Source organism: Phytobacter massiliensis JC163 (assembly GCF_000321045.1).
Classification (GTDB): Bacteria; Pseudomonadota; Gammaproteobacteria; order Enterobacterales; family Enterobacteriaceae; genus Phytobacter_A; species Phytobacter_A massiliensis.
Genome location: NZ_HE578945.1, coordinates 1,812,384 through 1,836,353, shown reverse-complemented (window position 1 = coordinate 1,836,353; position 23,970 = coordinate 1,812,384). Strand labels below are relative to the sequence as shown.

Here is a 23,970-nt window from a genome sequence, read left to right as displayed (position 1 = left end):
AATCCAGGCGGCGGTGTTGTCTTAGACGCGGGTGCCCCACAGGTCGTACTCATCCGCGTGCTCTACCTTCACACGAATCACATCGCCGGGTTTCACTTTTGTCTCACCGTTCAGGTAGACGGCGCCGTCGATTTCCGGCGCGTCGGCCATGCTGCGGCCAATGGCGCCTTCTTCGTCCACCTCATCAACGATAACCACAATCTCGCGGCCCACCTTCTCCTGCAGACGTTCAGCGGAGATCTGCTGTTGCAGCTGCATAAAGCGGTTCCAGCGCTCCTCTTTCACCTCTTCCGGCACCTGATCCGCCAGTTCGTTAGCGGTCGCGCCTTCCACCGGGCTGTATTTAAAGCAGCCGACGCGATCCAGGCGCGCTTCTTTGAGGAAGTCGAGCAGCATCTGGAAATCTTCTTCGGTTTCGCCAGGGAAGCCGACAATAAAGGTGGAGCGCAGGGTCAGCTCAGGGCAGATTTCGCGCCACTGCTTAATGCGCGCCAGTTGACGATCAACGGAGCCGGGGCGCTTCATCAGTTTCAGAATGCGCGGGCTGGCGTGCTGCAGGGGGATATCCAGATAGGGAAGGATTTTACCCTCTGCCATCAGCGGGATGACATCATCCACATGGGGGTAAGGGTAGACGTAGTGCAGGCGCGTCCAGACGCCGAGCTTAGAGAGCTGTTCGCACAGGCCGACCATGCTGGTTTTAACTGGTTCGCCGTTGTGAAAACCGGTGCGGTGCTTCACGTCCACGCCGTAGGCGGAGGTATCCTGAGAGATAACCAGAATCTCCTTCACCCCGGCGTCCACCAGCCGTTTTGCCTCGCTTAGGACATCGCCAATCGGGCGGCTTACCAGATCGCCGCGCATTGACGGAATAATGCAGAAGGTGCAGCGATGGTTGCAACCTTCGGAAATTTTCAGGTAGGCGTAGTGACGCGGCGTCAGCTTAACCCCCTGTTCCGGCACCAGGCTCAGGAACGGATTGTGCTGCGGTTTTGGCACATAGTGGTGCACATGCTCAAGCACCTGCTCGTAGCTGTGCGGCCCGGTGATCTCCAGCACTTTCGGGTGCACTTCGCGGATCTGATCTTCCTTCGCGCCAAGACAGCCGGTTACGATAACCTTGCCGTTTTCATTCAGCGCTTCGCCAATGGCTTCCAGCGACTCCTGTACCGCGCTATCGATAAAGCCGCAGGTATTAACGATAACCATATCGGCATTGTCGTAGCTCGGCACCACGTCATAGCCTTCGGTGCGCAGTTCAGTCAGGATGCGCTCGGAATCGACGAGGTTTTTCGGACAGCCAAGGGAGACAAAGCCGATTTTCGGCTGCGTGGTGACATTGCTCATAGTTTAAAAAATAATCAGTTATAGGAGGTTCAGGGCAGGGATTGTACAGAGATTAGCAAACGAATTACAGGGATAAGTTTGGCGGCGCTGATCTGCGGGGCGGCATAAGCGTAGGCGCATCCGCCGCTGCGCGGGCAAAAAAAGCCGCCCGGACTGGACGGCATATTCCACACAGGTGACTGGTAGGAAACATAATGGTTTACGTCCTAAATAGTAGCCTGCTAATCATCGGTTGTCAGCTATTTTCATGGCAATTCATAACGAAGCGGTAACAACGTGATTCTCATCACACCGCCATGAGGCACCATTACAGTGCGCTGCCTCATGGTGGCTCCCCAAAATGGCAACAGCGCATTGCTTTTTTCATTAACTTATTGAATTTACTGAAATGAAAAACTGGCACACCGCTTGCACTGTTGCTGTGGCAGTGCAACACACAATTTGCAAATAGCTGGCTAGGGTTCCGGTTCGCCTTCAGGCGAACGGCTGGTCCAAGAGCTGGCGACCTCTGAGAGGTTACACGGCGGGACAAAAACCCGGGAGACAGCAGCACCAGTGGGTGTCGCGCTGCCCCTAATTTTTGTGCCAACCAGAGGTCCATAATGAAGACATCGTCATTTATCCGCTCTCTCGCGCTGTCGCTGGTCATCCTGACCACCTTTCCAGCCGTTGCCGCTGTAAAAAAAGAGTTCAACGTCTGCTGGACGATTTATGCGGGCTGGATGCCGTGGGGCACCATCAGCAACAGCAAAATCATCGATAAATGGGCCGACAAGTACGGCATCAAAATCAATATCGTCCAGCTCAACGACTATATCGAATCCATTAACCAGTACACCGCAGGGCAGTTTGACGGCTGCACCATGACCAATATGGACGCGCTGACAATCCCGGCGGCAGGCGGCGTGGACACCACGGCCTTGATCCCCGGCAGCTATTCCGAAGGCAACGACGGCGTGGTCATGAAGGGCAAAGGTAAAACCCTGGCCGATCTGAAAGGGCAAAAGATCTACCTGCCGGAGCTTTCGGTCTCCCACTATCTGCTGGTGCGCGGGCTGGAGAAGGCCGGGCTGGCGGAGAAAGATGTCACCGTGGTGAACACCTCCGATGCCGATATCGTATCAGCCTTCGCCACCGATAGCGTGCAGGCCGCCGTGGCATGGAACCCGCAACTGTCGGTGATTAAAGCCACCCCGGATACCAGCGAAGTGTTTAGCTCGTCGCAGGTGCCGGGGGAACTTATCGACATGATGGTGGTGAACACCCAGACCCTGAAAGATAACCCGGCGTTGGGGAAAGCGCTCACCGGCGCCTGGTTTGAAATGATGGCGAAGATGAAGGCGCAGGATAGCGCGGCGCTTAATGCCATGGCGGCGGCCTCCGGCACCGATCTGGCGGGCTACCAGGCGCAGCTCAAAACCACGCATCTTTTTTATACCCCGGCGGAAAACCTCAAGTTTATGACCGCGGCCGATCTACCAAAAACCATGCAGCGCGTGGCGCAGTTCTCCTTTGATAAAGGGCTGCTGGGCGACGGCGCGCAGAGCGCGGCGTTTATCGGGATGGCATTTCCGGGCAACGTCACCCAGGGGGATGCGAGCAACGTGAAGCTGCGCTTTGACGACAGCTTTATCAAGATGGCCGCTGAAGGCAAGCTCTGAGCCAGAAGGAACTGACGCCATGCGACTTATCAATCGCCACCCGAACCGGGGCATGCGGCTTGCGCTTGTTCTGCTTCCGTTCGCTATTTTACTGGCGGCCTATTTTCTGGGCTCTGCGGTACGCCTTGAGGCCAACCCGCAGGATAAGCTCCTGCCCGGCCTGCAGCAGATGCTGGACGCGGTAGCGCGAATGGCGTTCACCCCGGACAAACGCAGCGGGGAGTACCTGCTCTGGGCTGACACCCTGGTCAGCCTGACGCGTCTGCTGACCGGGCTGCTTATCGCCTCGCTGGCGGGACTGTGCCTCGGCATCGCCGCCGGGGTCTTCCCACTGTGGCGCGCTTCCCTGTCGCCGCTGATGACCGTGCTGTCGATGATCCCGCCGCTGGCCATTTTACCGGTGCTGTTTATTGTCTTCGGGCTGGATGAATTATCGAAAATCATGCTGATTGTGATTGGCATCACCCCGATGCTGGCGCGCGACCTGGAACACCGCGCCTGCGAAATCCCTTCGGAAATACTCATCAAGGCTCAGACGCTTGGTGCCTCAAGCTGGACGCTGGTGCTGCGGGTGGTGCTGCCGCAGCTGCTCTCCCGGCTGCTCACCTCGCTGCGCCTGATGCTGGGGTCGGCGTGGCTGTTTCTTATTTCGGCGGAGGCTATCTCCTCTACCGCCGGTCTCGGCTACCGCATCTTCCTCGTGCGCCGCTACATGGCCATGGACGTCATCATCCCCTATGTGGTGTGGATAACCCTGCTGGCGTGGCTGATGGACCTGGCCCTGCGCCAGCTGCATAAGGCCTGTTTTCCGTGGGCGCAGGGAGGGCGGGCATGAGCTTTATCGAGATCAACAATATCTGGCAGGAATACGGCGATCACGTCGTGCTGGAGCGCATCAACCTGCAGGTCAATGCCGGCGAGTTCTGCTCGATGGTCGGCGCGTCCGGCTGTGGGAAGTCGACCTTTTTGCGCCTGCTGCTGGGCCAGGAAGCGCCGAGTCGCGGCACTATCCTGCTGGATGGCAAACCGCTGCAGGCCGAGCCGGACCGCAGCCGGGGCGTGGTGTTTCAGCGCTACTCCGTCTTTCCCCATCTGAATGTGCTGGACAACGTCACCATCGGCCTTGAACTGCCGCAGGCTCCGCTGCTGGGCCGCCTGTTCGGCGCGCGCAAGCGCGAGGCGCGGGAGCGGGCGCGGCTGATGCTGGAGAAGGTCGGGCTGGGTCAGGCGCTGGATAAATACCCGGCGCAGCTCTCCGGCGGTATGCAGCAGCGCCTCGCCATCGCCCAGGCTTTTATGATGCAGCCGCGTGTGCTGCTGCTTGACGAGCCTTTCGGCGCGCTCGATCCGGGTATCCGTAAAGATATGCACGCGCTGCTGCTCCAGCTCTGGAGCGAGACGCGGATGACGGTCTTTATGGTGACCCACGATCTCTCCGAGGGCTTTAACCTCGGCACCCGGCTGCTGGTCTTTGACAAGGTGCGCATTGACCCGCATGCCCCGAACGCCTGGGGGGCGCGCATCACCTATGACATTCCGCTTAATGAAGCGCGGCTGGCGCAGCTTACCGGGCCGCAGCCCGACAACATCTATGCGTTAAGGAGTTCACGATGACTTTATTCGACAGCGCCGCAGACACCCTGCATGAAGAGACCGTCCCCGGCGGCGGCCATCGCTCATTTATCCTCAGGCGCGGCCAGCTTTTACGTATGACCGACAGCGAAGGCGGGGCCAACGTCAGCATGATGCTGTTCAATGCCCATGAAAAAAGCGAGCGGCTGAACCTGCCGGATACCCTGAAAGGCCAGCACACCGCCCGCCTGACCACCGGCCACTGTCTCTATTCCGATATGGGGCGCGTGCTGGCGGGCATTGTGGCCGACACCTGCGGCTGGCATGACCCCTTTGGCGGCGTGCTCAACGCGGCCGAAGTGGCGGAAAAATACGGTCAGGGCCGCTACCAGGAGCGGCGCAACGCTTTCTACCGCAACGGTACCGACAACCTGCTGGTGGAGATGGGCAAATGGGATCTCAACCTTGAAGACCTGCTGATGGTGGTGAACTTCTTTAGCAAGGTCACGGTGGACGCGAGCGGGCGTTTTACTTTTCACGCCGGCCACTCCCGCCCCGGCAGCTACGTCGACCTTTTCGCGCCGATGGACACGCTGGTTGTCTTAACCGCGCTGCCGCATCCGCTGGATCCCTCAGCGGAATATGCGCCCAGACCCGTCCAGCTTGCCTGGCGGCAGGCGGCCAGCGAGCAGGCGGCTATCGATGCATTGTTAACACGCCCGGAAAACGACCGCGCTTTTACTAACACGCGTCTATTCGCCCTGTAAGGAGCCGCAAATGAGCCAGCAAAAACTACCCGAAGATGCCGTTTTTCGTCATGTGATCCCGGCAGGCGAACCGTACCTGTTTGAGGTGAAAAAAGGGCAGACCCTGCGCCTGCTCGACCTGGAGGGCAACCAGGCGGTGGACACCCTGTTTTATAACGCCGACAACCCCCGCGAACGCTACGATCCGCAGCGCACCCTGCGCCGCCAGGGGAACGCCTACCTGACCACCGGCAGCGTGCTGTGGTCAAACATCGGCAACCCGCTGCTGACGATTGTCGACGATACCTGCGGCCGCCACGACACCCTCGGCGGCGCCTGCGCCCAGGAGAGTAACACCGTGCGCTACTCGCTGGATAAACGCTATATGCACAGCTGCCGCGACAACTTTATGTGCGCCTGCCTGCACGATGGCCGACTGCGCAAGCGCGATATCGGCGCCAATATCAACTTCTTTATGAACGTGCCGGTGACCCCGGAGGGCGGGCTGACCTTTGAGGACGGCATCTCCGCGCCGGGGAAATACGTGGAGCTGCGCGCAGAATGCAACGTCATCGTGCTTATCTCCAACTGCCCGCAGTTGAATAACCCCTGTAACGGCTGGAACCCAACGCCTGCGGAGGTGCTGGTATGGAACTGAGCCGTTTACGCGCCCTGATTTACCGTCTGTTCGCAGTACGGGCAAACCGTCTGACCACAGAAAAACAGCCGCCGCGCTAAGCCATACGGCCTTATGGACGACCTTAAGGCGAACCGATTTTCAGCGGGACGACCCGCCCCGATTGGGTTAACTCTATGTTTAGCAAACTCCTTATTGCCAACCGCGGGGCCATTGCCTGCCGTATCCTGCGCACGCTGCGCGCAATGAATGTCGCAGGCGTTGCCGTCTGGGCCGACGCCGACGCCAGCAGCCTGCATATCCGCGAGGCGGATGAAGCCATAAGCCTGGGCGACGGCCCGGCGGCGCAGACCTATCTCGCCGTTGAAAAAATCATCGCCGCGGCAAAAGCGTGCGGGGCGCAGGCTATCCATCCCGGCTACGGCTTTCTTTCCGAAAACGCCGCCTTTGCTGAGGCCTGTGAAGCGGCAGGCATTGCTTTCGTCGGGCCAACCGCGCAGCAGCTGCGGGTTTTCGGCTTAAAACACACGGCGCGCGCGCTGGCGAAGGCCCACGGCGTGCCGATGCTGGAGGGCACGGAGCTGCTGGCGAATCTCGACGACGCGCAGCAGGCGGCTGCGCAGGTCGGCTTCCCGGTGATGCTAAAAAGCACCGCGGGCGGCGGCGGCATCGGCATGCGCGTCTGTTACAGCGCCGGGGAGCTGGCCGAGGCCTTCGACGCGGTGGTTCGGCTTGGCAAAAACAATTTCAGCGACGCAGGCGTCTTTATTGAGAAGTACATTGAGCGCGCCCGCCATCTGGAGGTGCAGATTTTTGGCGACGGCGAGGGGGAGGTGATAGCCCTCGGCGTGCGCGACTGCTCGGTGCAGCGACGTAACCAGAAAGTGCTGGAAGAGACGCCCGCGCCAAACCTGCCGGCAGGAATGGAAGCCTCCCTGTGCCAGGCGGCGGTGCAGCTTGGCAGGGCGGTAAGCTACCGCAGCGCGGGCACCGTGGAGTTTGTCTACGACAGCGACGCGCAGCAGTTTTATTTCCTTGAAGTGAACACCCGCCTGCAGGTGGAGCACGGCGTCACCGAGCAGGTGTGGGGCGTGGATCTGGTGCGCTGGATGATTGCGCTGGCGGCGGGGGAGTTGCCGCCGCTGGCAAGCCTGGCGGCGCAGCTGGCCCCCCGGGGCCACGCCGTGCAGGCGCGCGTCTATGCCGAAGATCCGGGCCGCCAGTTTCAGCCCTCGCCGGGCCTGCTGACCGACGTCGCTTTCCCGGCGGATGACCGCCGCGCCTTGCGTATCGACAGTTGGGTAGAGGCGGGGTGCGACGTGCCACCGTACTTCGACCCGATGCTGGCGAAAATCATCACCTGGCAGCCGACCCGCGAGCAGGCTATCGCCAGCCTCGACGAGGCGCTGGCGGCGACCCGTCTGTACGGCGTGGAGACCAACCGCCAGTATCTGCGGCAGATCTTAGCGTTTGCGCCGTACGCCGATGGCCACCCCTGGACCCGCTGCCTGGAAGGGCTGCGCTATGAGGCCTCGACCGTGGAGGTGCTGAGCGCGGGCACCCAGACCACGGTGCAGGACTATCCGGGCCGCCAGGGCTACTGGGCGGTGGGCGTGCCGCCCTCCGGGCCGATGGATGACCGCGCGCTGCACCTCGGTAACGCGCTGCTGGGCAACGACACCACGGACGCCGCGCTGGAGATAACCCTGAGCGGTCCGACGCTGAAATTTAATACCGATAGCGTTGCGGTGGTGACCGGGGCTGAAATCAGCGTCACCCTGGCGGGGGAACCGCAGGCGATGAACCGCGTCTTTGCCATTCGCGCCGGGATGACCCTGCAGCTGGGCGACGTGGGGGAGGCGGGCGTGCGCAGCTATCTCTGCCTGCGCGGCGGTATCAGCGTGCCGGATTACCTGGGCTGCAAAAGCACCTTTACCCTCGGGCAGTTTGGCGGCCACGCCGGGCGGGCGCTGCGCACCGGTGACGTGCTCCATCTTCCCGCGCTGGTCGACACAGCGTGCGGGGCGCAACTGCCCGCCGCGCTGCAAACCCGCCTGCCAGCGGTGCGTGAGCTGCGGGTCATCTACGGCCCGCACGGCGCGCCGGAGTATTTTAGCGAAAGTTATATCACCACCTTTTTCGCCACCGCCTGGGAGGTGCATTTTAACTCCAGCCGTACCGGTATTCGTCTGATTGGGCCGAAGCCGGAGTGGGTGCGCGACAGCGGCGGCGAAGCGGGGCTGCATCCGTCCAATATTCACGACAACCCCTATGCCATCGGCGCGGTGGATTTCACCGGCGATATGCCGGTTATTCTCGGCCCTGACGGGCCAAGCCTGGGCGGCTTCGTCTGCCCGGTAACGGTGATAGAAGCGGATCTCTGGCAGCTTGGGCAGCTGAAAGCGGGCGATCGGGTGCGCTTTACGCCCGTGGATGTGCCCACGGCCCGGCGGCTGGCGCAGGCCCGCGCGCAGGAGGCGCAAACCCTTGAGGCAGTGACGTGCGACTGGCAGCCCGTGGCGCTGGCGTCTCCCGTGGCGCTGACGGTGGGCGAGGGGGAGCGGCGACTGGTGGCGCGGCTTTCCGGCGACACCCATCTGCTGCTGGAAATGGGCGAGCCGGAGCTGAACCTGGTGCTGCGTTTTCGCGCCCACGCGCTGATGCAGGCGCTTGAGGCGCTGGCCCTGCCTGGCGTTATCGACCTGACCCCCGGCATTCGCTCGCTGCAGGTGCATTATCAGCCGGAGCGCCTGCCGCTGGAATCGCTGCTGGCGACGATAAGCGCCAGCTGGACGACGGTGTGCGAAGAGGAGAACCTGACCGTGCCGTCGCGGGTCGTCTGGCTGCCGCTCTCCTGGGATGATCCTGCCTGCCAGAAGGCGATTGAAAAATATATGACCACCGTGCGCCGCGACGCGCCCTGGTGCCCGAGCAACCTGGAGTTTATTCGCCGTATCAACGACCTGGCGAATATCGATGAGGTCTACAAAACCGTCTTCGATGCCAGCTATCTGGTCATGGGGCTGGGGGATGTCTACCTTGGCGCGCCGGTGGCAACGCCCCTCGACCCGCGTCATCGCCTGGTGACCACCAAATACAACCCTGCCCGCACCTGGACTGCCGAGAACTCGGTGGGCATTGGCGGCGCTTACCTCTGCGTCTACGGTATGGAGGGGCCGGGGGGCTACCAGTTTGTTGGCCGCACGCTGCAAATGTGGAACCGCTACCGGGAAGTGGCTGACTTTGGCGGTAAACCCTGGCTGCTGCGCTTTTTCGATCAGATCCGCTTCTACCCGGTCTCGGCCGATGAGCTGCTGACCATCCGCCGCGATTTCCCGCTGGGGCGTTACCCGCTGCGCATTGAACCGACCACCCTTGAACTGGCGCAGTATCAACAGTTCCTTGCCGAAGAAGCCGAGAGCATCGCCGCCAGCCGCGCCCGTCAGCAGCAGGCTTTCGCCGCCGAGCGCGAGCGCTGGATAGCCAGCGGCCAGGCCCATTTTGACAGCAGCGATGTGCCCGTCGATAACGGCGATGACGCGCCGCTCAGGGCAGGCGAGAGCGGTATCGACAGCCCGGTTTCCGGCAACCTGTGGCAGGTGAGCGTCGCCGAAGGCGCAACCGTGAAAGCCGGGGACACGCTGGTGGTGCTGGAGTCAATGAAGATGGAAATCCCCCTGACCGCGCCCCACGACGGCGTGATCGCTCAGGTTCGGGTGCAGCCGGGATCGTCGGTACGCGCCGGACAGTGTGTAGTAGTAATGGAGAAAGCCTGATGCAAACCGTTGATTTACGACTCGATACGCTGGCCGCGCAGTACCGTAGCGGCACCCTTACGCCGCGCGCGCTGGTAGCCCGGCTGCGTGAACGGGCCATTGCCCTCAACCCGGAATATAACCTGTTTATCTCTATCCTCAGCGAGACCGAGCTGGAGCCCTACCTGGCGGCGCTGGAGACAAAGCGGCCGGATGAACTGCCGCTTTACGGCATTCCGTTCGCCATCAAAGACAATATCGACCTTGCCGGAGTGTCGACCACTGCGGCCTGTCCGGCCTTTGCCCGAGTGGCAGACCAGGACGCCACCATCGTACGGCAGCTGATTGCGCTGGGGGCAATCCCGCTGGGTAAAACCAACCTCGACCAGTTCGCCACCGGCCTGAACGGCACGCGCTCGCCTTACGGCGCCTGCCGCAACAGCGTCCACGCGGACTACCCGTCGGGCGGCTCCAGCGCCGGCTCGTCGCTGGCGGTAGCGCTGGGAGTCGCAAGCTTCGCGCTGGGGACCGATACCGCAGGCAGCGGGCGCGTTCCGGCGTCGCTGAATAACCTGGTGGGGCTGAAGGCGACCAAAGGGCTTATCTCCACCGCCGGGGTGGTGCCCGCCTGTCGCACGCTCGACTGCGTGACCTACTTCACCGCTACCGCCGCGGAGGCGAGCCGCCTGCTGGCCCTTACCGCCGTAAGCGATCCGGCGGATGACTACAGCCGTCGCAACCCTTCATGGAACGGCGCGCAGGCTTACGGCGCACCCCAGGCAGGCTTTCGCTTTGGCGTGCCGGAGCCGCTGGAGTTTCTGGGCTGTAAAGAGAGCGAAGCGCTGTTTGCACAGGCTAAATCACGGCTGATGGCGCTTGGCGGCGTGCCGGTGCCGCTTGATTTCACCCCCTTTCTGGCGGCGGCGAAACTGCTGTATGAGGGGCCGTGGGTGGCCGAACGCTATCACGTCGCGGGGGCGTTAATCGAACAGCAGCCGGATGCGGTGCTGCCGGTTATCCGCGACGTGCTGCAAAAAGCGCCGGGTACCGATGCGGTCAGCACATTTGACGGACTCTATCAGCTCCAGCACTACAAAGCCCGCTGCGACGCGCTGCTGGAGGGGCTGGACTGCGTGCTGACGCCCACTTATCCGCGTCCGGTGACGCTGGCGGAGCTGGCGCTGGAGCCGGTGAAACGCAATGCGGATTTAGGCTACTACACCAACTTTATGAACCTGCTTGATTATGCCGCGGTGGCGGTGCCGGTAGGTTTTATGGCGAACGGCCTGCCTTCTGGCGTCACCCTGTTTGGCCGCGCCTTTACCGACCAGTATCTGCTAAGCGTCGCCGACGCCTTCCAGCGGGCGCAGCCGCTCACGCTTCCCGGCGGCGGCAGCTTATCGGATGTGAAGCCTGCTCAGGCGGCAACCTCAGACCGGGCGCAGATTGTGGTGTGCGGCGCGCATCTGGACGGACTGGCGCTCAACGGGCAACTGCGTCAGCGTCTCGGCAGGCTGCTGGAGGCGACGCACAGCGCGCCGCGTTATCGCCTGTATGCGCTCTCAGACGGTAAACGTCCCGGCATGATCCGTGACGAAGCGGCTGGCGCAGCCATCGCCGTAGAGGTGTGGGATCTTCCCTCCAGCGAGCTGGGCTCTTTTCTAACCGGCATTCCCGCGCCGCTGGGGCTGGGCAAAATTGAGCTGGCCGACGGGCGCTGGCTGACAGGTTTTATCTGCGAGGGTTACGGGCTGGCAGGTTCGCAGGAGATAACCCAGTACGGCGGCTGGCGTGCCTGGCTCGCACGCGAAACGCTGTGAAGGGGCTGTTAACATTGTAAAGAATAATCGTCTACGGTTAATTATTGACCTTGCTCATTCTTTTGTACAAAAAACAGCCATATTATAACTTTACCCATTGGCTGACGAAGGAGGAACAACATATGACCGTTGATGAACGTGTTGACGACCTGCTGGAGAAGCTGCTGGATGCCAGCGATGCGCTTACCGTTTATACCCGGCTGCGCAAAGCGAAAGGATATATGGCGATAAGCGAGAACGACCGCCTGCGGGATGCGTTCTTCGAACTGGCGAAAGAGATCCGCCAGCATGACGACGCGCTGAACGCCCTTGCGAACCCTGAAGCGCGCGCGGCATGGGCTCGCGCCGGGGAAGCGCTCTCTTACGCGGCGGTCTGCCTGCTGAGCGGGCGGCATGACTGCCCGTCTTATATTGCGGTAAATCTCCATCAACTTGAGCGCGCCCGCCAGGCGCTCGCCACCAGCGCACGTTTTCTCAAAGCGCATGCGCCGCTCGCCGAAGCGTAAACCAGGGGGGAGGCGACTCCCCCTTTCCTGTTAAAGCTTTTGTAAAATTCCCGTCCCGCCAGGCGCTTCTGGCTACCCTTTATGCAGAACCAAATAAAGGAGCCCGTTATGCGCCGTACTGCCGGAATAGCTATCCCTGCGTTGTTCTTTGCCGCCGCTGCGGTTGCCGCCCCCACGCCGGTAAAGGTGGAAGTATTGCAAACGAAACTCGATCACCCCTGGTCGCTGGCTTTTTTGCCGGATAACCACGGTATGCTGATCACGCTGCGCGGTGGTCAGCTCCGTCACTGGCAGGCGGGCAAGGGCCTCTCCGATCCCATTACCGGCGTACCGAGAGTGTGGGCCAACGGGCAGGGCGGGTTGCTGGACGTGGTGCTGGCCCCGGATTTCGCACAGTCACGCCGGGTCTGGCTGAGCTATGCGGAGGTCGGGCAGGATGGCAAAGCGGGCACGGCGGTAGGGTATGGCCGTCTCAGCGACGATCTTTCCCGGCTTGAGGCTTTTCAGGTGGTGTTCCGCCAGCAGCCGAAGCTCTCCACCGGCAACCACTTCGGCGGCCGGATGGTGTTTGACGGCAAGGGCTATCTCTATATCGCCCTGGGTGAAAATAACCAGCGGCCCACCGCGCAGCAGCTCGATAAGCTACAGGGCAAGCTGGTTCGCCTGACCGAGCAGGGCAAAATTCCTGAGGATAACCCCTTTGTCGGTCGGCAGGATGCCCGCCCGGAAATCTGGTCTTACGGTATTCGTAACCCGCAGGGTATGGCGATGAACCCCTGGAGCGACGCCCTGTGGCTGAATGAGCATGGTCCGCGCGGCGGCGATGAAATTAATATCCCGGAAAAAGGGAAAAACTACGGCTGGCCGCTGGCCACCTGGGGTATTAACTACAGCGGGTTGCCGATCCCCGAGGCAAAAGGGGAGAAAGTGGCAGGAACCGAGCAGCCCATCTTCTACTGGAAAAAGTCGCCTGCGGTGAGCGGCATGGCGTTCTACAACGCGGACGTCTTCCCGGCATGGAAAAACAGGCTCTTTATCGGCGCGCTGAAAGATGAAGATGTGATTGTGATGAGCGTCAACGGCAACACCGTCAGCGAAGAGGGGCGCATTTTACAGGATCGCAAGCAGCGTATCCGCGATGTGCGGGTTGGGCCGGATGGCTACCTGTATGTGCTGACCGATGAATCAGAGGGTGAACTGCTGAAAGTCAGCCCGGCGCAGTAACACGCCGGGCAGGGCCGTCAGGTCACCGGGATCATCACCGTTTCAATAAAGGCGGGGCGCTGCGTCAGGCGCTGATACCAGCTCTCCAGATGCGGACGCGGCGTCCAGCTCAGACCGATGTTGTAAAGGTTATAAACAAAGGGCGCGACGGCGATGTCGCCGGGGCCAAACTCCTCCCCGGACAGCCAGGGCTGTTTAGCCAGCGCATCGTCGAGCAGGGCGAAGAGATCCTCGCAGGCGTTAATGCCCGCTTCGATAGCGGCGGTGTCGCGTTTATCGGCCGGGGTGCGCACCAGGCCAACCAGCAGAATGCCATGTTTTGGCGCCAGGGTGCCCAGCGCCCAGTCCATCCACTTCTCCCCCTGCGCGCGCCGGGCGGGGGAATCATTCCACAGCCGCCCCTGTCCATACTGCGCCACCAGATAGCGAACAATGGCGTTGGATTCCCACAGCACCAGGTCGGTTTCGTCATCCTGCAACAGCGGTACCAGGCCATTAGGGTTCATCGCCAGATATTCCGCTTCGCGATTAAGCCCATATGCCCCACCGGCCAGGATATGTTCATACGGTAATTCCAGCTCTTCCAGCGTCCAGCGTACTTTTTTGACGTTGGACGAGTTGTTCCTGCCCCATAACGTGATCATATAACCCCCTTGCTTTTGCAGCCTGTCAGATATTTTTCATGGTGGGACAAAGTTAACGTTCTGGCAACGATTTACAAAAATATCCGCGGTCAAAGCGCAACAATATGTTATTGCATAAACTTTACTTTTCTGCGCTTTTCTTCGCGTCGGTTATGCGCTATTACTCTCCGCTGAGTACGGCACGGTACGACGTTGATTTCAGAATGGATACCTGGGTGGCTTATATGATGCATTTTTCTCTCTCTCCACGCGGCCTGGCGGCAGGAGCCGCTCTGATCGTTCTCTTTTCACCTTCCCTGTATGCGGTCGAACAGACTCCGGCGGCCCCGGCCATTGAGGCCCGCGCGTGGATCCTGATGGATTACGCCAGCGGAAAAGTGCTGACGGAGGGGAATGCTGATGAGAAGCTTGATCCTGCCAGCCTCACCAAGCTGATGACCAGCTATGTGGTAGGCCAGGCGCTGAAAGCGGGGAAAATTCACCTTACCGATACGGTAACGGTGGGCAAAGACGCCTGGGCGACCGGCAACCCGGTGCTGCGCGGCTCGTCGCTGATGTTCCTGAAACCGGGCGACCAGGTTTCCGTGGCCGACCTGAACAAGGGCGTCATCATTCAATCCGGCAATGATGCCAGCATCGCTATCGCCGATTATGTGGCGGGCAGCCAGGACTCCTTCGTCAGCCTGATGAACGGCTACGCGCAGAAGCTGGGGTTGACCAACACCACCTTTAAAACAGTACACGGGCTGGACGCGCCGGGGCAGTTCAGTACCGCCCGCGATATGGCGTTGCTGGGCAAGGCGCTCATCCACGATGTGCCGGATGAGTACGCCATCCATAAAGAGAAAGAGTTCACCTTTAATAAGATTCGCCAGCCCAACCGCAACCGGCTGCTGTGGAGCACCAGCATGAACGTTGACGGTATGAAAACCGGCACCACGGAGGGGGCAGGCTATAACCTGGTGGCCTCGGCGACCCAGGGGGATATGCGCCTGATCTCGGTGGTGCTCGGCGCGAAAACCGATCGTATCCGCTTTAACGAGTCGGAAAAATTGCTGACCTGGGGCTTCCGCTTCTTCGAAACGGTCACGCCAATCAAACCCGACGCCACCTTTGTTAACCAGCGCGTCTGGTTTGGCGACCAGAGCGAAGCGAAACTCGGCGCGGGCGAGGCGGGTTCAGTCACCATTCCGAAAGGCCAGTTAAAAAACCTCAAGGCCTCGTACACCCTTAATGAACCGCAGCTGACCGCGCCGCTGAAAAAAGGCCAGGTTGTCGGCGCGATCGATTTTCAGCTTAACGGCAAGACCATTGAAAAGCGTCCGCTCGTGGTGATGGAAGATGTTGGCGAGGCGGGCTTCTTTGGCCGGATGTGGGATTTTGTGATGATGAAATTCCACCAGTGGTTCGGCGGCTGGTTCTCCTGATGCTGTCAGGCCGTGCCCCAGCGGGCACGGTCAGTACATCAGAGTCATGTTCTCGCTGGCGGCGACGTTCGCCAGCGTCTCATCAGGGCAGCGATCGCTGACAATCACATCAAAGCAGTTCAGATCCCCCATGCAGGCAGGGCGTACTTTACCGAACTTGCTGTGGTCGACCACTAAAACATGCCGCTGCGCGCTGGACATTGCCCAGTGCTTAAGGGGCAACTCCTCCAGGTTGAAGCAGGTGACGCCTTTTTCCGCGTGCACGCCCGCTGCCGAATAGAAGGCGATATCCGGGCGCAGATAGCTGAGGGTCTCTTTAAAGTTCAGCGGCTGGAAAATAGCGTTGCTGGCATGAAATTCGCCGCCGCTGAGAATAGCCCGGCAGAGCGGTTTTTCCTGCAGCGCCAGAAACGTATTCAAAGAGTAGCAAATGCCGGTGAACGGCAGCTCATTGTCGAGCGCTTCAATAATCCACGGGGTTGTGGTGCCGCAGTCAAAAAAGACCATCTGGTGTGGCTTCACCAGGGTGGCCGCCAGTTCACCCGCCCGACGTTTTTCATCCACCAGGCGGTTTTTTGATCGCTAAGCAGATAGTGGCTGGCGGTGCGGGGCTCCAGCACAATATAGCCTCCCAACAGCACGACCGGGGCGCTGTTGGCGCTAAGGTCGCGGCGAATGGTCATCTCAGAGACGCCCAGCAGCGCCGCCGCCTCTTTCAGATGCAGTTTATCGCTGCGCTTTAGCGCCGACAGAAGTTGACCTATCCGCTCGTCACGTCTCGTTTCCATAATTCCCCTGAATAAAAAATGCCCCGCATCAAGCAGGGCATTTATCTTACCGTCGCCGCCAGGCTTAGTCACGCACCCAGCCCATCCGAATGGGAATGGCGAAACAGAGGCGATACAGCTGCTGTAACAGACGGTGAAGCGGGGCGCCGAAAACGTGCCAGAGCATCTGCGCGCTCAGGCAGCCGCAAAGGGCGACAAACAGACCGCCGAGCATATCCAGCGGCCAGTGCACGCCCAGATAGACGCGGGACCACGCGATGGCCAGCGCGACGGCCATCATCAGCGCGCCGGACCACGCCCGGTGCCAGGCAATAAACGCCACCGCAAAGGTAAAGATGGCGGTGCCGTGATCGCTGGGGAAGGAGTCGTCCGGCGCGTGGTGCAGGAAGTTATAGCCAATATGGTCGACAAACGGCCTGTCGTGAGGGAAAGCGTGGCCGATAAGCCAGGAGACGCTCAGGCTGATTACCATCGCCAGCGCCAGTTTCACCACCAGCTGGCGCTGGGCGCTAAGCTGGTCGCGGGGGCCCCACAGCCAAAGCGCGGCCGCCAGCAGCGGAGCGAGGGTGATCAAATCTTTGGCGATAAACCGCGCGAAGGCGATAAGCCAGGCCGGGGAGGCGGGGGTGGCGTTAATCCAGGTGAATAGCGTGTAATTCAAACTCTCAAGCATACGTTGTCAGGCTCCTGGCGCATCCGGGAAAGAGTAAAGCGCTCACCTTAAAAGCGGGGCGGAACGCGGTAAAGTCGTTTTATCTTATTTGACGGAGAGTTAGACGATTCTTAAGACAAATATTTCAGTCGGATGACAGATTATGCCGCAATAATTAAGACAACCTTAAGAGGCGGCGTGGGTGGAAAAATGCTTTCTGCCCGGCAGGCTACATAAATCGCTATCGCTATGTCAGGGCTTTGATTACACTCGGCGCGATTTTTCCCGTTTTAAGAGCTTGCATGCAAAATCATTCCCTTTCTGGCCGCCGTCTGGGCCGCCAGGCGCTGCTGTTTCCCCTTTGTCTGGTGCTGTACGAATTTTCGACCTATATCGGCAACGATATGATCCAGCCTGGTATGCTGGCGGTGGTCGATCAGTACCAGGCCGGTATCGAGTGGGTGCCAACGTCAATGACCGCCTATCTGGCAGGCGGCATGTTTTTGCAGTGGCTGCTGGGGCCGCTGTCGGACAGACGCGGCCGCCGCCCGGTGATGCTGGCGGGCGTGGTGTGGTTTATCGTCACCTGCCTGGCGACGCTGCTGGCGCAGACCATTGAGCAGTTCACCGTCCTGCGCTTTCTGCAGGGCATCAGCCTGTGCTTTATTGGCGCGGTGGGCTACGCGGCAATTCAGGAGTCCTACGAAGAGGCGGTGTGCATCAAAATTACCGCCCTGATGGCCAACGTCGCGCTGATTGCGCCGCTGCTCGGGCCGCTGGTAGGCGCTGCCTGGGTGCATGTCGCCCCGTGGCAGGGAATGTTTGTGCTGTTTGCGCTGCTGGCGGCGGTGGCCTTTGTCGGTCTGCAACGGGCGATGCCGGAAACCGCCACCCGGCTGGGCGAGCCCCTCTCTATGAAGGCGCTGTGGCAGGACTATGCGCTGGTGCTGAAAAACGTCCGTTTTGTGGCGGGTGCGCTGGCGACCGGCTTCGTCAGCCTGCCGCTGCTGGCGTGGATTGCGCAGTCTCCCATTATTATCATCAGCGGCGAGCAGCTCAGCAGCTATGAGTACGGGCTGCTGCAGGTGCCGATATTCGGCGCGCTGATTGTGGGCAATCTGGTGCTGGCGCGTCTTACCTCCCGGCGTACCGTGCGCGCCCTGATTATTCTTGGCGGCTGGCCCATTGCCGCCGGTCTGGCGCTGGCGGCAGTGGCGACCGTGGCTTCCTCGCACGCTTATTTGTGGATGACCGCCGGGCTGAGCCTGTACGCTTTTGGCATTGGGCTGGCGAACGCCGGGCTGGTGCGGCTGACGTTATTCGCCAGCGACGTGAGTAAAGGGGCGGTTTCCGCCGCGATGGGCATGCTGCAGATGCTGATTTTTACCGTGGGCATTGAGGTAAGCAAACATGCCTGGCTGGTGGGCGGCAACGGCCTGTTCAGCCTTTTTAATCTGTTGAACGGCGTTGTCTGGCTGGGGCTGATGGTGATTTTCCTGCGCGATAAGCGGGTGGGTAACTCGCTGGAAGGGTAGGCCGCCTGTTACAGGCGGCCAGAAGCGTCGTTACGCCGACGCTGGCGAGGCTGGTTTTGCCACGGCTCTGGCGACCAGCGCGGCGATGATCATCAGGCTTAACACCACCAGCATGGCGCTGCGTAAGCCGTAGTGCTCCCCGAGGAAACCCAGCAGCGGCGGGCCGACCAGAAAGGCCAGATAGCCCGTGGTGGCGACCACGCTCACGCGGGTGGGCGCATCCGGGCCGGTATCGCTGGCGGCAGAGATAGTCAGCGGGAAACCCAGCGATGCCCCCAGCCCCCAGAAAATCACCGAGGCGCCGGCAATCCACGCGTTATCGACGAAAATAATCAGCCCGATCCCCAGCGCCCCCATCAGCGCGCTGGCCCGCACGACGGCCACCCGGCTGTAGCGGTCAATAAACCAGCCGCCGGTAAAGCGCCCGACGGTCATGCCGAGCGTAAAACCGGTATAGATAAGCGAACCTGACGTCGGATTAAAACCGTGCCCGTCCACCATTAGCAGCGGCAGCCAGTCGTTAGCCGACCCCTCGGCAAAAGCCATTGCCAGTACCACCACCCCAATGAGCAGTAGCTGGACGTCACGCCAGAAGGGCACCCCCTGACGGCCTCGCTGTTTATCTTCGGCGGAGTCTTTCCCGGTGCCCTCCGGCACGGCAGTGATGGCGATGAAAATAGGCAGGATAACCACCAGCGCCGCCAGCAGGATGTGAACATTCGCAGGCATACCCAGCGCCGTTAGCGTCATGCCCACGCCCGCCCCGGCCAGGGTGCCAAGGCTGTAAAAGCCGTGCATCATCGGCAGCACGGTTTTGTTCATCTCACGCTCGACTACCGCCCCTTCGACATTCATTGCCACTTCCCCTGCACCCAGGCTACCGCCGAAGACGGCGAGGCCAAGCGCAAACAGAATGGGCGAAGCCAGCCACAGGGCGAGGCTCATAACAGACATGCCCACCACGGAAAAGGACATGCAGGCGCGGATCACCTTGCGGGTACCGAAGCGCTTAACCAGCCAGCCGGAAGAGAGGATGCCGCTCATTGAACCTACGGAAAGGCCAAACAGCACCACGCCCATCTCTGCCGTCGATACGGAGAGAATATCGCGGATGGCAGGGGTACGAGAGGCCCAGGAGGCCATCAGCAGACCGGGTAAAAAGAAGAAGGTGAACAGCGCCCAGAGTCGGCGTTTCAGGGCATGACGATGTGAGGTAGCTGGCATAAGGTCGCATCCTGCAGGGAAAGTTGCAGACAACACTAGCAAGGAAGTGTACATTTGTACACATTCTGTTGAGAGGATTTATGAGCCGACGACCCAATGACTCGCAGCGGCGAGAGCGGATTCTGGATGCGACGCTTGCTACCATCGCCGAACACGGTATTTCTGCCGTCACCCACCGTAAAATTGCCAGCTGCGCCGGGGTGCCGCTTGGCTCCATGACCTACTATTTTTCCGGCATCGACGCGCTGCTGGAGGAGGCCTTTACCCGCTTTACCCGCCAGATGTCCGCCCAGTATCAGTCCTTCTTTGAGGGCGTTGAGAGTCCCGACATGGCCTGCGAGGCGGTAACCGCGCTGATTTTCAGCGACCAGGTCACCACGCCGCGTAATATGGAGCTGATGTATCAGCTCTACGCGTACATGAGCAAAAAGCCGACCCTGAAAAGCGTAACGCAAAACTGGATGTGCGCCAGTCAGGCCACCCTTGAGCAGTGGTTCGATCCGGTTACCGCCAGGGCGCTGGATGCCTTTATTGAAGGGATGACGCTGCATTTTGTTACCGACAGAACGCCGCTACGGCAGGAAGAGATTCACCTGATGGTGACGAGGATTGCGGGGGTATGAATCACAGGCAACAAAAAACCCATCAACCTTGAACCTAAGTGGCGGGGTTGATGGGCTCCACAAATTGGGGACATCAAAGAAAAGCAGTGGCACTAGTTATGACTGACGCTTACAAGAAAAGTTCGCCCCGCTGAAAACTTTTTCTTAACTTCGGAGTTATCCGAGGCCCGGCCAGATGATGATGATCAGCGTGCCCGCGAGGGTAAGCAGAACGTTGGCGATAGCATATGTCCCCGCATACCCCAGCGCCGGGATGTTACTGCGCGCGGTGTCGCTAATGATCTCCATAGCAGGTGCGCAGGTGCGCGCCCCCATCAGTGCGCCAAACAGCAACGCGCGGTTCATTTTCAGCACGTATGCGCCAAACAGAAAACAGATAACCACCGGCACCAGGCTGACGAGAAGCCCGGCAATCAGCATCTGGCCGCCTACCGCCCCCAGCCCGTGGCCGATGCCGCTACCGGCGCTTAAACCCACCCCGGCCATAAACACCATCAGGCCGAACTCCTTCACCATATTGAGCGCCCCCTGCGGAATGTAGCCGAAGGTAGGGTGGTTGGCGCGCAGAAAGCCGAGCATGATGCCCGCGAATAGTAAGCCTGCGGCATTCCCGACGCCAAAGCTGAACGAGCTGAACTGGAAGGTGATCATGCCGATCATCAGGCCAACAATGAAAAAGGCGCAAAACGCCAGCAGGTCAGTGACCTGGCTGTGAATGGAGATAAAGCCGATGCGGTCGGCGATGGTCTTCACCCGTCGCGTTTCACCGCTAATCTGCAGCACATCCCCTTTGTTAAGCACGATGTTGTCGTCAATGGGCATTTCAATCTGGCTGCGGATAACCCGGTTCAGGAAGCAGCCGTGATCGGTAAGCTTTAGCTGCGCCAGACGGCGGCCCACCACGTTATGGTTTTTAACCACCACCTCTTCGGTGACGATGCGCATGTCGAGCAGATCGCGATCGAACACCTCTTTACCGTTGCGGAAGCTCGGGTCAAGGCGGGCATGGGCATCCGGGTAGCCAACCAGTGAAATCTCATCCCCAACCTGTAAAACGGCGTCGCCGTCGGGGTTGGCAAGAATGCCGTTACGGCGGATGCGCTCAATATAGCAGCCGGTCTGGCGGTAAATGCCCAGCTCGCGCAGGTTTTTGCCGTCGGCCCATGCTACCAGCTCCGGCCCGACGCGATAGGCGCGGATCACCGGCAGGTAAACCTTACGATGGGAATCGGCGTCGAGGCCGCGCTCGCGGGCGATCTGCTGCGCGCTGGTTTGCAGATCCTGATGCTGCAGCTTCGGCATATAGCGGGCGCCGACAATCAGGCTGACCAGGCCAATCAGGTAGGTCAGGGCGTAGCCGAGGCTCAGGTTGTCCAGCGCGCGGGCAAGGGAGCCGCTCTCCATGCCGGAGTGGCGTAGCGTATCGCCCGCGCCAACCAGTACCGGCGTGGAGGTCATCGAACCGGCCAGCATGCCCGCAGTCAGGCCGATATCCCAGCCAAATAGCTTACCTAACCCGAGGGTGAGCAGCAGGGCGCTACCGACCAGCACCAGCGCCAGCATCAGATAATTTTTGCCGTCGCGAAAAAAAATAGAAAAAAAGTTGGGGCCCGCTTCCACGCCGACGCAAAAAATAAACAGCATAAAGCCTAAATTAAGCGCGTCGGTGTTAATGCTGAAATGCTGCTGACCCAATAATAAAGAAACGACTAAAACGCCAATGGAATTACCGAGTTGTACTGAACCCAGTCGTAATTTACCCAGGCAGAGTCCTAGCGCAAGTACGACAAATAATAACAGTATGTAATTCCCGTTTAACAAATCTGCGACGTTTATATTCACGGAGGCTAACTTCTTGTTTACTTGTAAGCTGTTGAAAGAAATGGTTATTTGGGCTAAGGTTTGCGCATAATCTTAAACGAGAAATGTGCTGTAACACATCAATATTCCCGGCAAACCATTAGCTGGCCGCTAGTGTAATCGTAATGAATAGTCGCGGCTAGCAAGAATGATCTCTATCGCACGGGGCTCTTGGGCAGGGATTGCCATGATGCTTTATCTGACCAGGTGTTCTTTTGTACGGATATGCAGTTTGATAGAGAAAATTCAGGAGGCTGGTTTGAAACATAAACACGGGTTAGCGGGAATAGCCTGCTGCTTTATTCTGTTCATCGTGGTGTGTCTATCAGTGGTAACGAATACGCAGGGCGCATTTCGTACCTCTGGCAACCCGGAGCTGGGGCTGCTTTTTTTCACCCTGCCTGGCGCGGTCGCCGGTATCTTTTCCCGGCGACGCAAGGTGCTGCTTCCGCTGTTCGGCGCAATGCTGGCCGCGCCGCTCTGCTTTATCATGATGCGCCTGTTTTTCACACCGGTTCGCTCCTTCTGGCAGGAGCTGGCCTGGCTGTTCAGCGCCGTGTTTTGGTGTGCGCTGGGCGCGCTCTGCTACCTGTTTATCAGCAATTTTTTCGGCAACGGCGCGCGCTAGCGCCGTTACGCCAGGCGGCCAAAATGCTTGCGGATATATTTCTCAAACTCCGCAAAGCTGCCGATATGCTGCTGGTCGATAAAAATTTGCGGCACGGTCTCTATTGGCTTGCCTGCCGCCTGCTCCAGCTGCGCGCGGGTAACGCCATCGGTGTGAATATCCACATAGCGCCAGTGAAAATCATCGCGCTTTTTCGCTATCTTTTCCGCCAGCTCTTTTACGCGCGCGCACTGCGGGCAGCCGGCGCGACCATAAATAACAGTTTCCATCGCTCCTCCTTAAACCAGACGGTGAACCCCTATCATAACGGCGATCTGCGGGTTTAACAGGCTGGTTATGCCTGTTGTGTTAATTCTCGCAACCTTTCAGCCGGGCCGTTGCGAATTCCCGTTCATCCTCCTCCCTGCTGCGTGTATGATACGCAGGCTTTTCCTGGTCTGGTCAGAGAGGTGCAGGGTGAAAATCGCCATATTGTCCCGGGACGGAACGCTCTATTCATGCAAGCGCCTGCGGGAGGCCGCAACGCAACGCGGCCACCTGGTCGAAATACTCGATCCGTTATCCTGTTATATGAGTATCGATCCGGCGGCGTCGTCGGTGCATTACAAAGGTCGTCAACTGCCGCATTTCGAGGCGGTAGTTCCCCGTATTGGCTCGGCCATTACCTATTACGGCACCGCCGCGCTGCGGCAGTTTGAGATGCTGGGTAGCTATCCTCTCAACGAGTCGGTCGCTATCACCCGCGCCCGCGATAAGCTGCGTTCGTTGCAGCTGCTGGCGCGCCAGGGCATCGACCTGCCGGTCACCGGCATCGCCCATTCCCCTGACGATACCAGCGACTTGATTGCCATGGTCGGGGGAGCGCCGCTGGTGGTGAAACTGGTAGAAGGCACCCAGGGTATAGGCGTGGTGCTGGCCGAAACCCGGCAGGCGGCCGAGAGCGTGATTGACGCCTTTCGCGGTCTTAACGCCCATATTCTGGTGCAGGAGTATATAGAAGAGGCGAAAGGGCGCGATATTCGTTGCCTGGTGGTGGGCAACGAGGTTGTCGCGGCCATTGAACGCCAGGCGAAGGAGGGGGATTTTCGCTCTAATCTGCACCGGGGCGGCGTGGCGACGGTGGCCAATATCACCCCGCTTGAACGCGAGATCGCGATTAAGGCAGCGCAAACGCTGGGGCTTGATGTGGCGGGGGTCGATATTCTGCGCGCCAGGCGTGGGCCGCTGGTGATGGAAGTTAACGCTTCGCCGGGGCTGGAAGGCATCGAAAAGACGACGGGCGTGGACATTGCCGGGAAAATGATCCAGTGGATCGAGCGCC

20 protein-coding genes, 1 pseudogene and 1 riboswitch are annotated in these 23,970 nt (G+C 60.0%); of the genes and pseudogenes, 14 read left to right on the top strand and 7 right to left on the bottom strand.

Features of this window, described 5'->3' with window-relative positions; genetic code table 11:
* Positions 1-21: 21 nt before the first annotated feature.
* Positions 22-1,347, bottom strand: coding sequence for a 30S ribosomal protein S12 methylthiotransferase RimO (rimO, locus tag ENTHG_RS08995; protein WP_044178143.1), 1,326 nt, complete (start codon positions 1,345-1,347; stop codon positions 22-24).
* A 444-nt stretch (positions 1,348-1,791) separates the two neighbouring features.
* Positions 1,792-1,892, top strand: a riboswitch (guanidine-I (ykkC/yxkD leader).
* A 57-nt stretch (positions 1,893-1,949) separates the two neighbouring features.
* On the opposite strand from rimO, the gene ENTHG_RS08990 reads away from it, so the two are divergent.
* The 9 genes from ENTHG_RS08990 (at position 1,950) to ENTHG_RS08950 (ending at position 13,268) form a co-directional block, all read left to right on the top strand.
* Complete coding sequence (locus ENTHG_RS08990; RefSeq protein ID WP_044178140.1) at positions 1,950-3,008, top strand: putative urea ABC transporter substrate-binding protein; 1,059 nt, start codon at positions 1,950-1,952, stop codon at positions 3,006-3,008.
* 19 nt (positions 3,009-3,027) lie between these two features.
* Complete coding sequence (locus ENTHG_RS08985) at positions 3,028-3,843, top strand: ABC transporter permease (protein WP_044178137.1); 816 nt, start codon at positions 3,028-3,030, stop codon at positions 3,841-3,843.
* The gene (locus tag ENTHG_RS08980; RefSeq protein WP_044178134.1) at positions 3,840-4,622 is read left to right on the top strand and encodes an ABC transporter ATP-binding protein; all 783 of its coding nucleotides are present in this window, start codon (positions 3,840-3,842) and stop codon (positions 4,620-4,622) included. Before ENTHG_RS08985 ends, ENTHG_RS08980 begins: the two co-directional genes overlap by 4 nt.
* Entirely contained in the window at positions 4,619-5,347 is a 729-nt protein-coding gene (locus ENTHG_RS08975; RefSeq protein ID WP_044178131.1) for an urea amidolyase associated protein UAAP1, read from the top strand. The genes ENTHG_RS08980 and ENTHG_RS08975 overlap by 4 nt, the downstream gene beginning before the upstream one ends.
* 10 nt (positions 5,348-5,357) lie before the next feature.
* The gene (locus ENTHG_RS08970; RefSeq protein WP_044178128.1) at positions 5,358-5,984 is read left to right on the top strand and encodes an urea amidolyase associated protein UAAP2; all 627 of its coding nucleotides are present in this window, start codon (positions 5,358-5,360) and stop codon (positions 5,982-5,984) included.
* Positions 5,985-6,139: 155 nt separating this feature from the next.
* Complete coding sequence (gene uca / locus ENTHG_RS08965) at positions 6,140-9,739, top strand: urea carboxylase (protein ID WP_044178125.1); 3,600 nt, start codon at positions 6,140-6,142, stop codon at positions 9,737-9,739.
* Entirely contained in the window at positions 9,739-11,538 is a 1,800-nt protein-coding gene (gene atzF, locus ENTHG_RS08960) for an allophanate hydrolase (RefSeq protein ID WP_044178122.1), read from the top strand. The genes uca and atzF overlap by 1 nt, the downstream gene beginning before the upstream one ends.
* Positions 11,539-11,660: 122 nt before the next feature.
* Positions 11,661-12,044, top strand: a complete 384-nt coding sequence (locus ENTHG_RS08955) for a biofilm formation regulator BssR (RefSeq protein WP_044178121.1) — start codon at positions 11,661-11,663, stop codon at positions 12,042-12,044.
* A gap of 108 nt (positions 12,045-12,152) precedes the next feature.
* Positions 12,153-13,268, top strand: a complete 1,116-nt coding sequence (locus ENTHG_RS08950) for a PQQ-dependent sugar dehydrogenase (protein ID WP_044178118.1) — start codon at positions 12,153-12,155, stop codon at positions 13,266-13,268.
* Positions 13,269-13,285: 17 nt separating this feature from the next.
* Here ENTHG_RS08950 and ENTHG_RS08945 read toward each other — a convergent pair whose 3' ends face one another.
* Positions 13,286-13,912 (bottom strand): glutathione S-transferase family protein, encoded by a 627-nt coding sequence (locus tag ENTHG_RS08945; protein ID WP_044178115.1) that lies wholly within the window; start codon positions 13,910-13,912, stop codon positions 13,286-13,288.
* 224 nt (positions 13,913-14,136) lie between these two features.
* On the opposite strand from ENTHG_RS08945, the gene dacC reads away from it, so the two are divergent.
* Complete coding sequence (dacC, locus tag ENTHG_RS08940; RefSeq protein WP_044179187.1) at positions 14,137-15,339, top strand: serine-type D-Ala-D-Ala carboxypeptidase; 1,203 nt, start codon at positions 14,137-14,139, stop codon at positions 15,337-15,339.
* A gap of 30 nt (positions 15,340-15,369) precedes the next feature.
* On the opposite strand, the pseudogene deoR reads toward dacC, so the two are convergent.
* Both deoR and ybjG read right to left on the bottom strand, forming a co-directional pair.
* Positions 15,370-16,127, bottom strand: a pseudogene (gene deoR, locus ENTHG_RS08935) (DNA-binding transcriptional repressor DeoR).
* 64 nt (positions 16,128-16,191) lie between these two features.
* Entirely contained in the window at positions 16,192-16,800 is a 609-nt protein-coding gene (gene ybjG / locus ENTHG_RS08930; protein WP_044178114.1) for an undecaprenyl-diphosphate phosphatase, read from the bottom strand.
* A 281-nt stretch (positions 16,801-17,081) separates the two neighbouring features.
* Here ybjG and ENTHG_RS08925 point away from each other — a divergent pair, with 281 nt between their 5' ends.
* The gene (locus ENTHG_RS08925; protein ID WP_044178111.1) at positions 17,082-18,314 is read left to right on the top strand and encodes an MFS transporter; all 1,233 of its coding nucleotides are present in this window, start codon (positions 17,082-17,084) and stop codon (positions 18,312-18,314) included.
* 30 nt (positions 18,315-18,344) lie between these two features.
* On the opposite strand, the gene ENTHG_RS08920 is transcribed toward ENTHG_RS08925, so the two are convergent.
* Entirely contained in the window at positions 18,345-19,538 is a 1,194-nt protein-coding gene (locus ENTHG_RS08920) for an MFS transporter (protein ID WP_044178107.1), read from the bottom strand.
* 80 nt (positions 19,539-19,618) lie between these two features.
* Between ENTHG_RS08920 and ENTHG_RS08915 the strand changes: the two genes are divergently transcribed.
* On the top strand, positions 19,619-20,161 hold the full coding sequence (locus ENTHG_RS08915; RefSeq protein ID WP_044178104.1) for a TetR/AcrR family transcriptional regulator: 543 nt from the start codon (positions 19,619-19,621) through the stop codon (positions 20,159-20,161).
* Between the two features lie 156 nt (positions 20,162-20,317).
* On the opposite strand, the gene ENTHG_RS08905 is transcribed toward ENTHG_RS08915, so the two are convergent.
* Positions 20,318-22,003, bottom strand: a complete 1,686-nt coding sequence (locus tag ENTHG_RS08905) for an aspartate:alanine antiporter (protein WP_044178098.1) — start codon at positions 22,001-22,003, stop codon at positions 20,318-20,320.
* Positions 22,004-22,280: 277 nt separating this feature from the next.
* Between ENTHG_RS08905 and ENTHG_RS08900 the strand changes: the two genes are divergently transcribed.
* Positions 22,281-22,649 carry an inner membrane protein YbjM gene (locus ENTHG_RS08900; protein ID WP_044178096.1) on the top strand — a complete coding sequence of 123 codons (369 nt, stop codon included), beginning with the start codon at positions 22,281-22,283 and terminating at the stop codon, positions 22,647-22,649.
* 5 nt (positions 22,650-22,654) lie between these two features.
* Here ENTHG_RS08900 and ENTHG_RS08895 read toward each other — a convergent pair whose 3' ends face one another.
* On the bottom strand, positions 22,655-22,918 hold the full coding sequence (locus ENTHG_RS08895) for a GrxA family glutaredoxin (protein ID WP_044178093.1): 264 nt from the start codon (positions 22,916-22,918) through the stop codon (positions 22,655-22,657).
* Between the two features lie 187 nt (positions 22,919-23,105).
* Here ENTHG_RS08895 and rimK point away from each other — a divergent pair.
* On the top strand, positions 23,106-23,970 hold an 865-nt coding region (gene rimK / locus ENTHG_RS08890; RefSeq protein ID WP_044178090.1), incomplete at its 3' end, for a 30S ribosomal protein S6--L-glutamate ligase.

Bases quoted from the DNA above. Each gene is read 5' to 3' on its own strand.
- rimO (WP_044178143.1), bottom strand. From the start codon at position 1,347: ATGAGCAATGTCACCACGCAGCCGAAAATCGGCTTTGTCTCCCTTGGC.
- ENTHG_RS08990 (WP_044178140.1), top strand. From the start codon at position 1,950: ATGAAGACATCGTCATTTATCCGCTCTCTCGCGCTGTCGCTGGTCATC.
- ENTHG_RS08985 (WP_044178137.1), top strand. From the start codon at position 3,028: ATGCGACTTATCAATCGCCACCCGAACCGGGGCATGCGGCTTGCGCTT.
- ENTHG_RS08980 (WP_044178134.1), top strand. From the start codon at position 3,840: ATGAGCTTTATCGAGATCAACAATATCTGGCAGGAATACGGCGATCAC.
- ENTHG_RS08975 (WP_044178131.1), top strand. From the start codon at position 4,619: ATGACTTTATTCGACAGCGCCGCAGACACCCTGCATGAAGAGACCGTC.
- ENTHG_RS08970 (WP_044178128.1), top strand. From the start codon at position 5,358: ATGAGCCAGCAAAAACTACCCGAAGATGCCGTTTTTCGTCATGTGATC.
- uca (WP_044178125.1), top strand. From the start codon at position 6,140: ATGTTTAGCAAACTCCTTATTGCCAACCGCGGGGCCATTGCCTGCCGT.
- atzF (WP_044178122.1), top strand. From the start codon at position 9,739: ATGCAAACCGTTGATTTACGACTCGATACGCTGGCCGCGCAGTACCGT.
- ENTHG_RS08955 (WP_044178121.1), top strand. From the start codon at position 11,661: ATGACCGTTGATGAACGTGTTGACGACCTGCTGGAGAAGCTGCTGGAT.
- ENTHG_RS08950 (WP_044178118.1), top strand. From the start codon at position 12,153: ATGCGCCGTACTGCCGGAATAGCTATCCCTGCGTTGTTCTTTGCCGCC.
- ENTHG_RS08945 (WP_044178115.1), bottom strand. From the start codon at position 13,912: ATGATCACGTTATGGGGCAGGAACAACTCGTCCAACGTCAAAAAAGTA.
- dacC (WP_044179187.1), top strand. From the start codon at position 14,137: ATGATGCATTTTTCTCTCTCTCCACGCGGCCTGGCGGCAGGAGCCGCT.
- ybjG (WP_044178114.1), bottom strand. From the start codon at position 16,800: ATGCTTGAGAGTTTGAATTACACGCTATTCACCTGGATTAACGCCACC.
- ENTHG_RS08925 (WP_044178111.1), top strand. From the start codon at position 17,082: ATGCAAAATCATTCCCTTTCTGGCCGCCGTCTGGGCCGCCAGGCGCTG.
- ENTHG_RS08920 (WP_044178107.1), bottom strand. From the start codon at position 19,538: ATGCCAGCTACCTCACATCGTCATGCCCTGAAACGCCGACTCTGGGCG.
- ENTHG_RS08915 (WP_044178104.1), top strand. From the start codon at position 19,619: ATGAGCCGACGACCCAATGACTCGCAGCGGCGAGAGCGGATTCTGGAT.
- ENTHG_RS08895 (WP_044178093.1), bottom strand. From the start codon at position 22,918: ATGGAAACTGTTATTTATGGTCGCGCCGGCTGCCCGCAGTGCGCGCGC.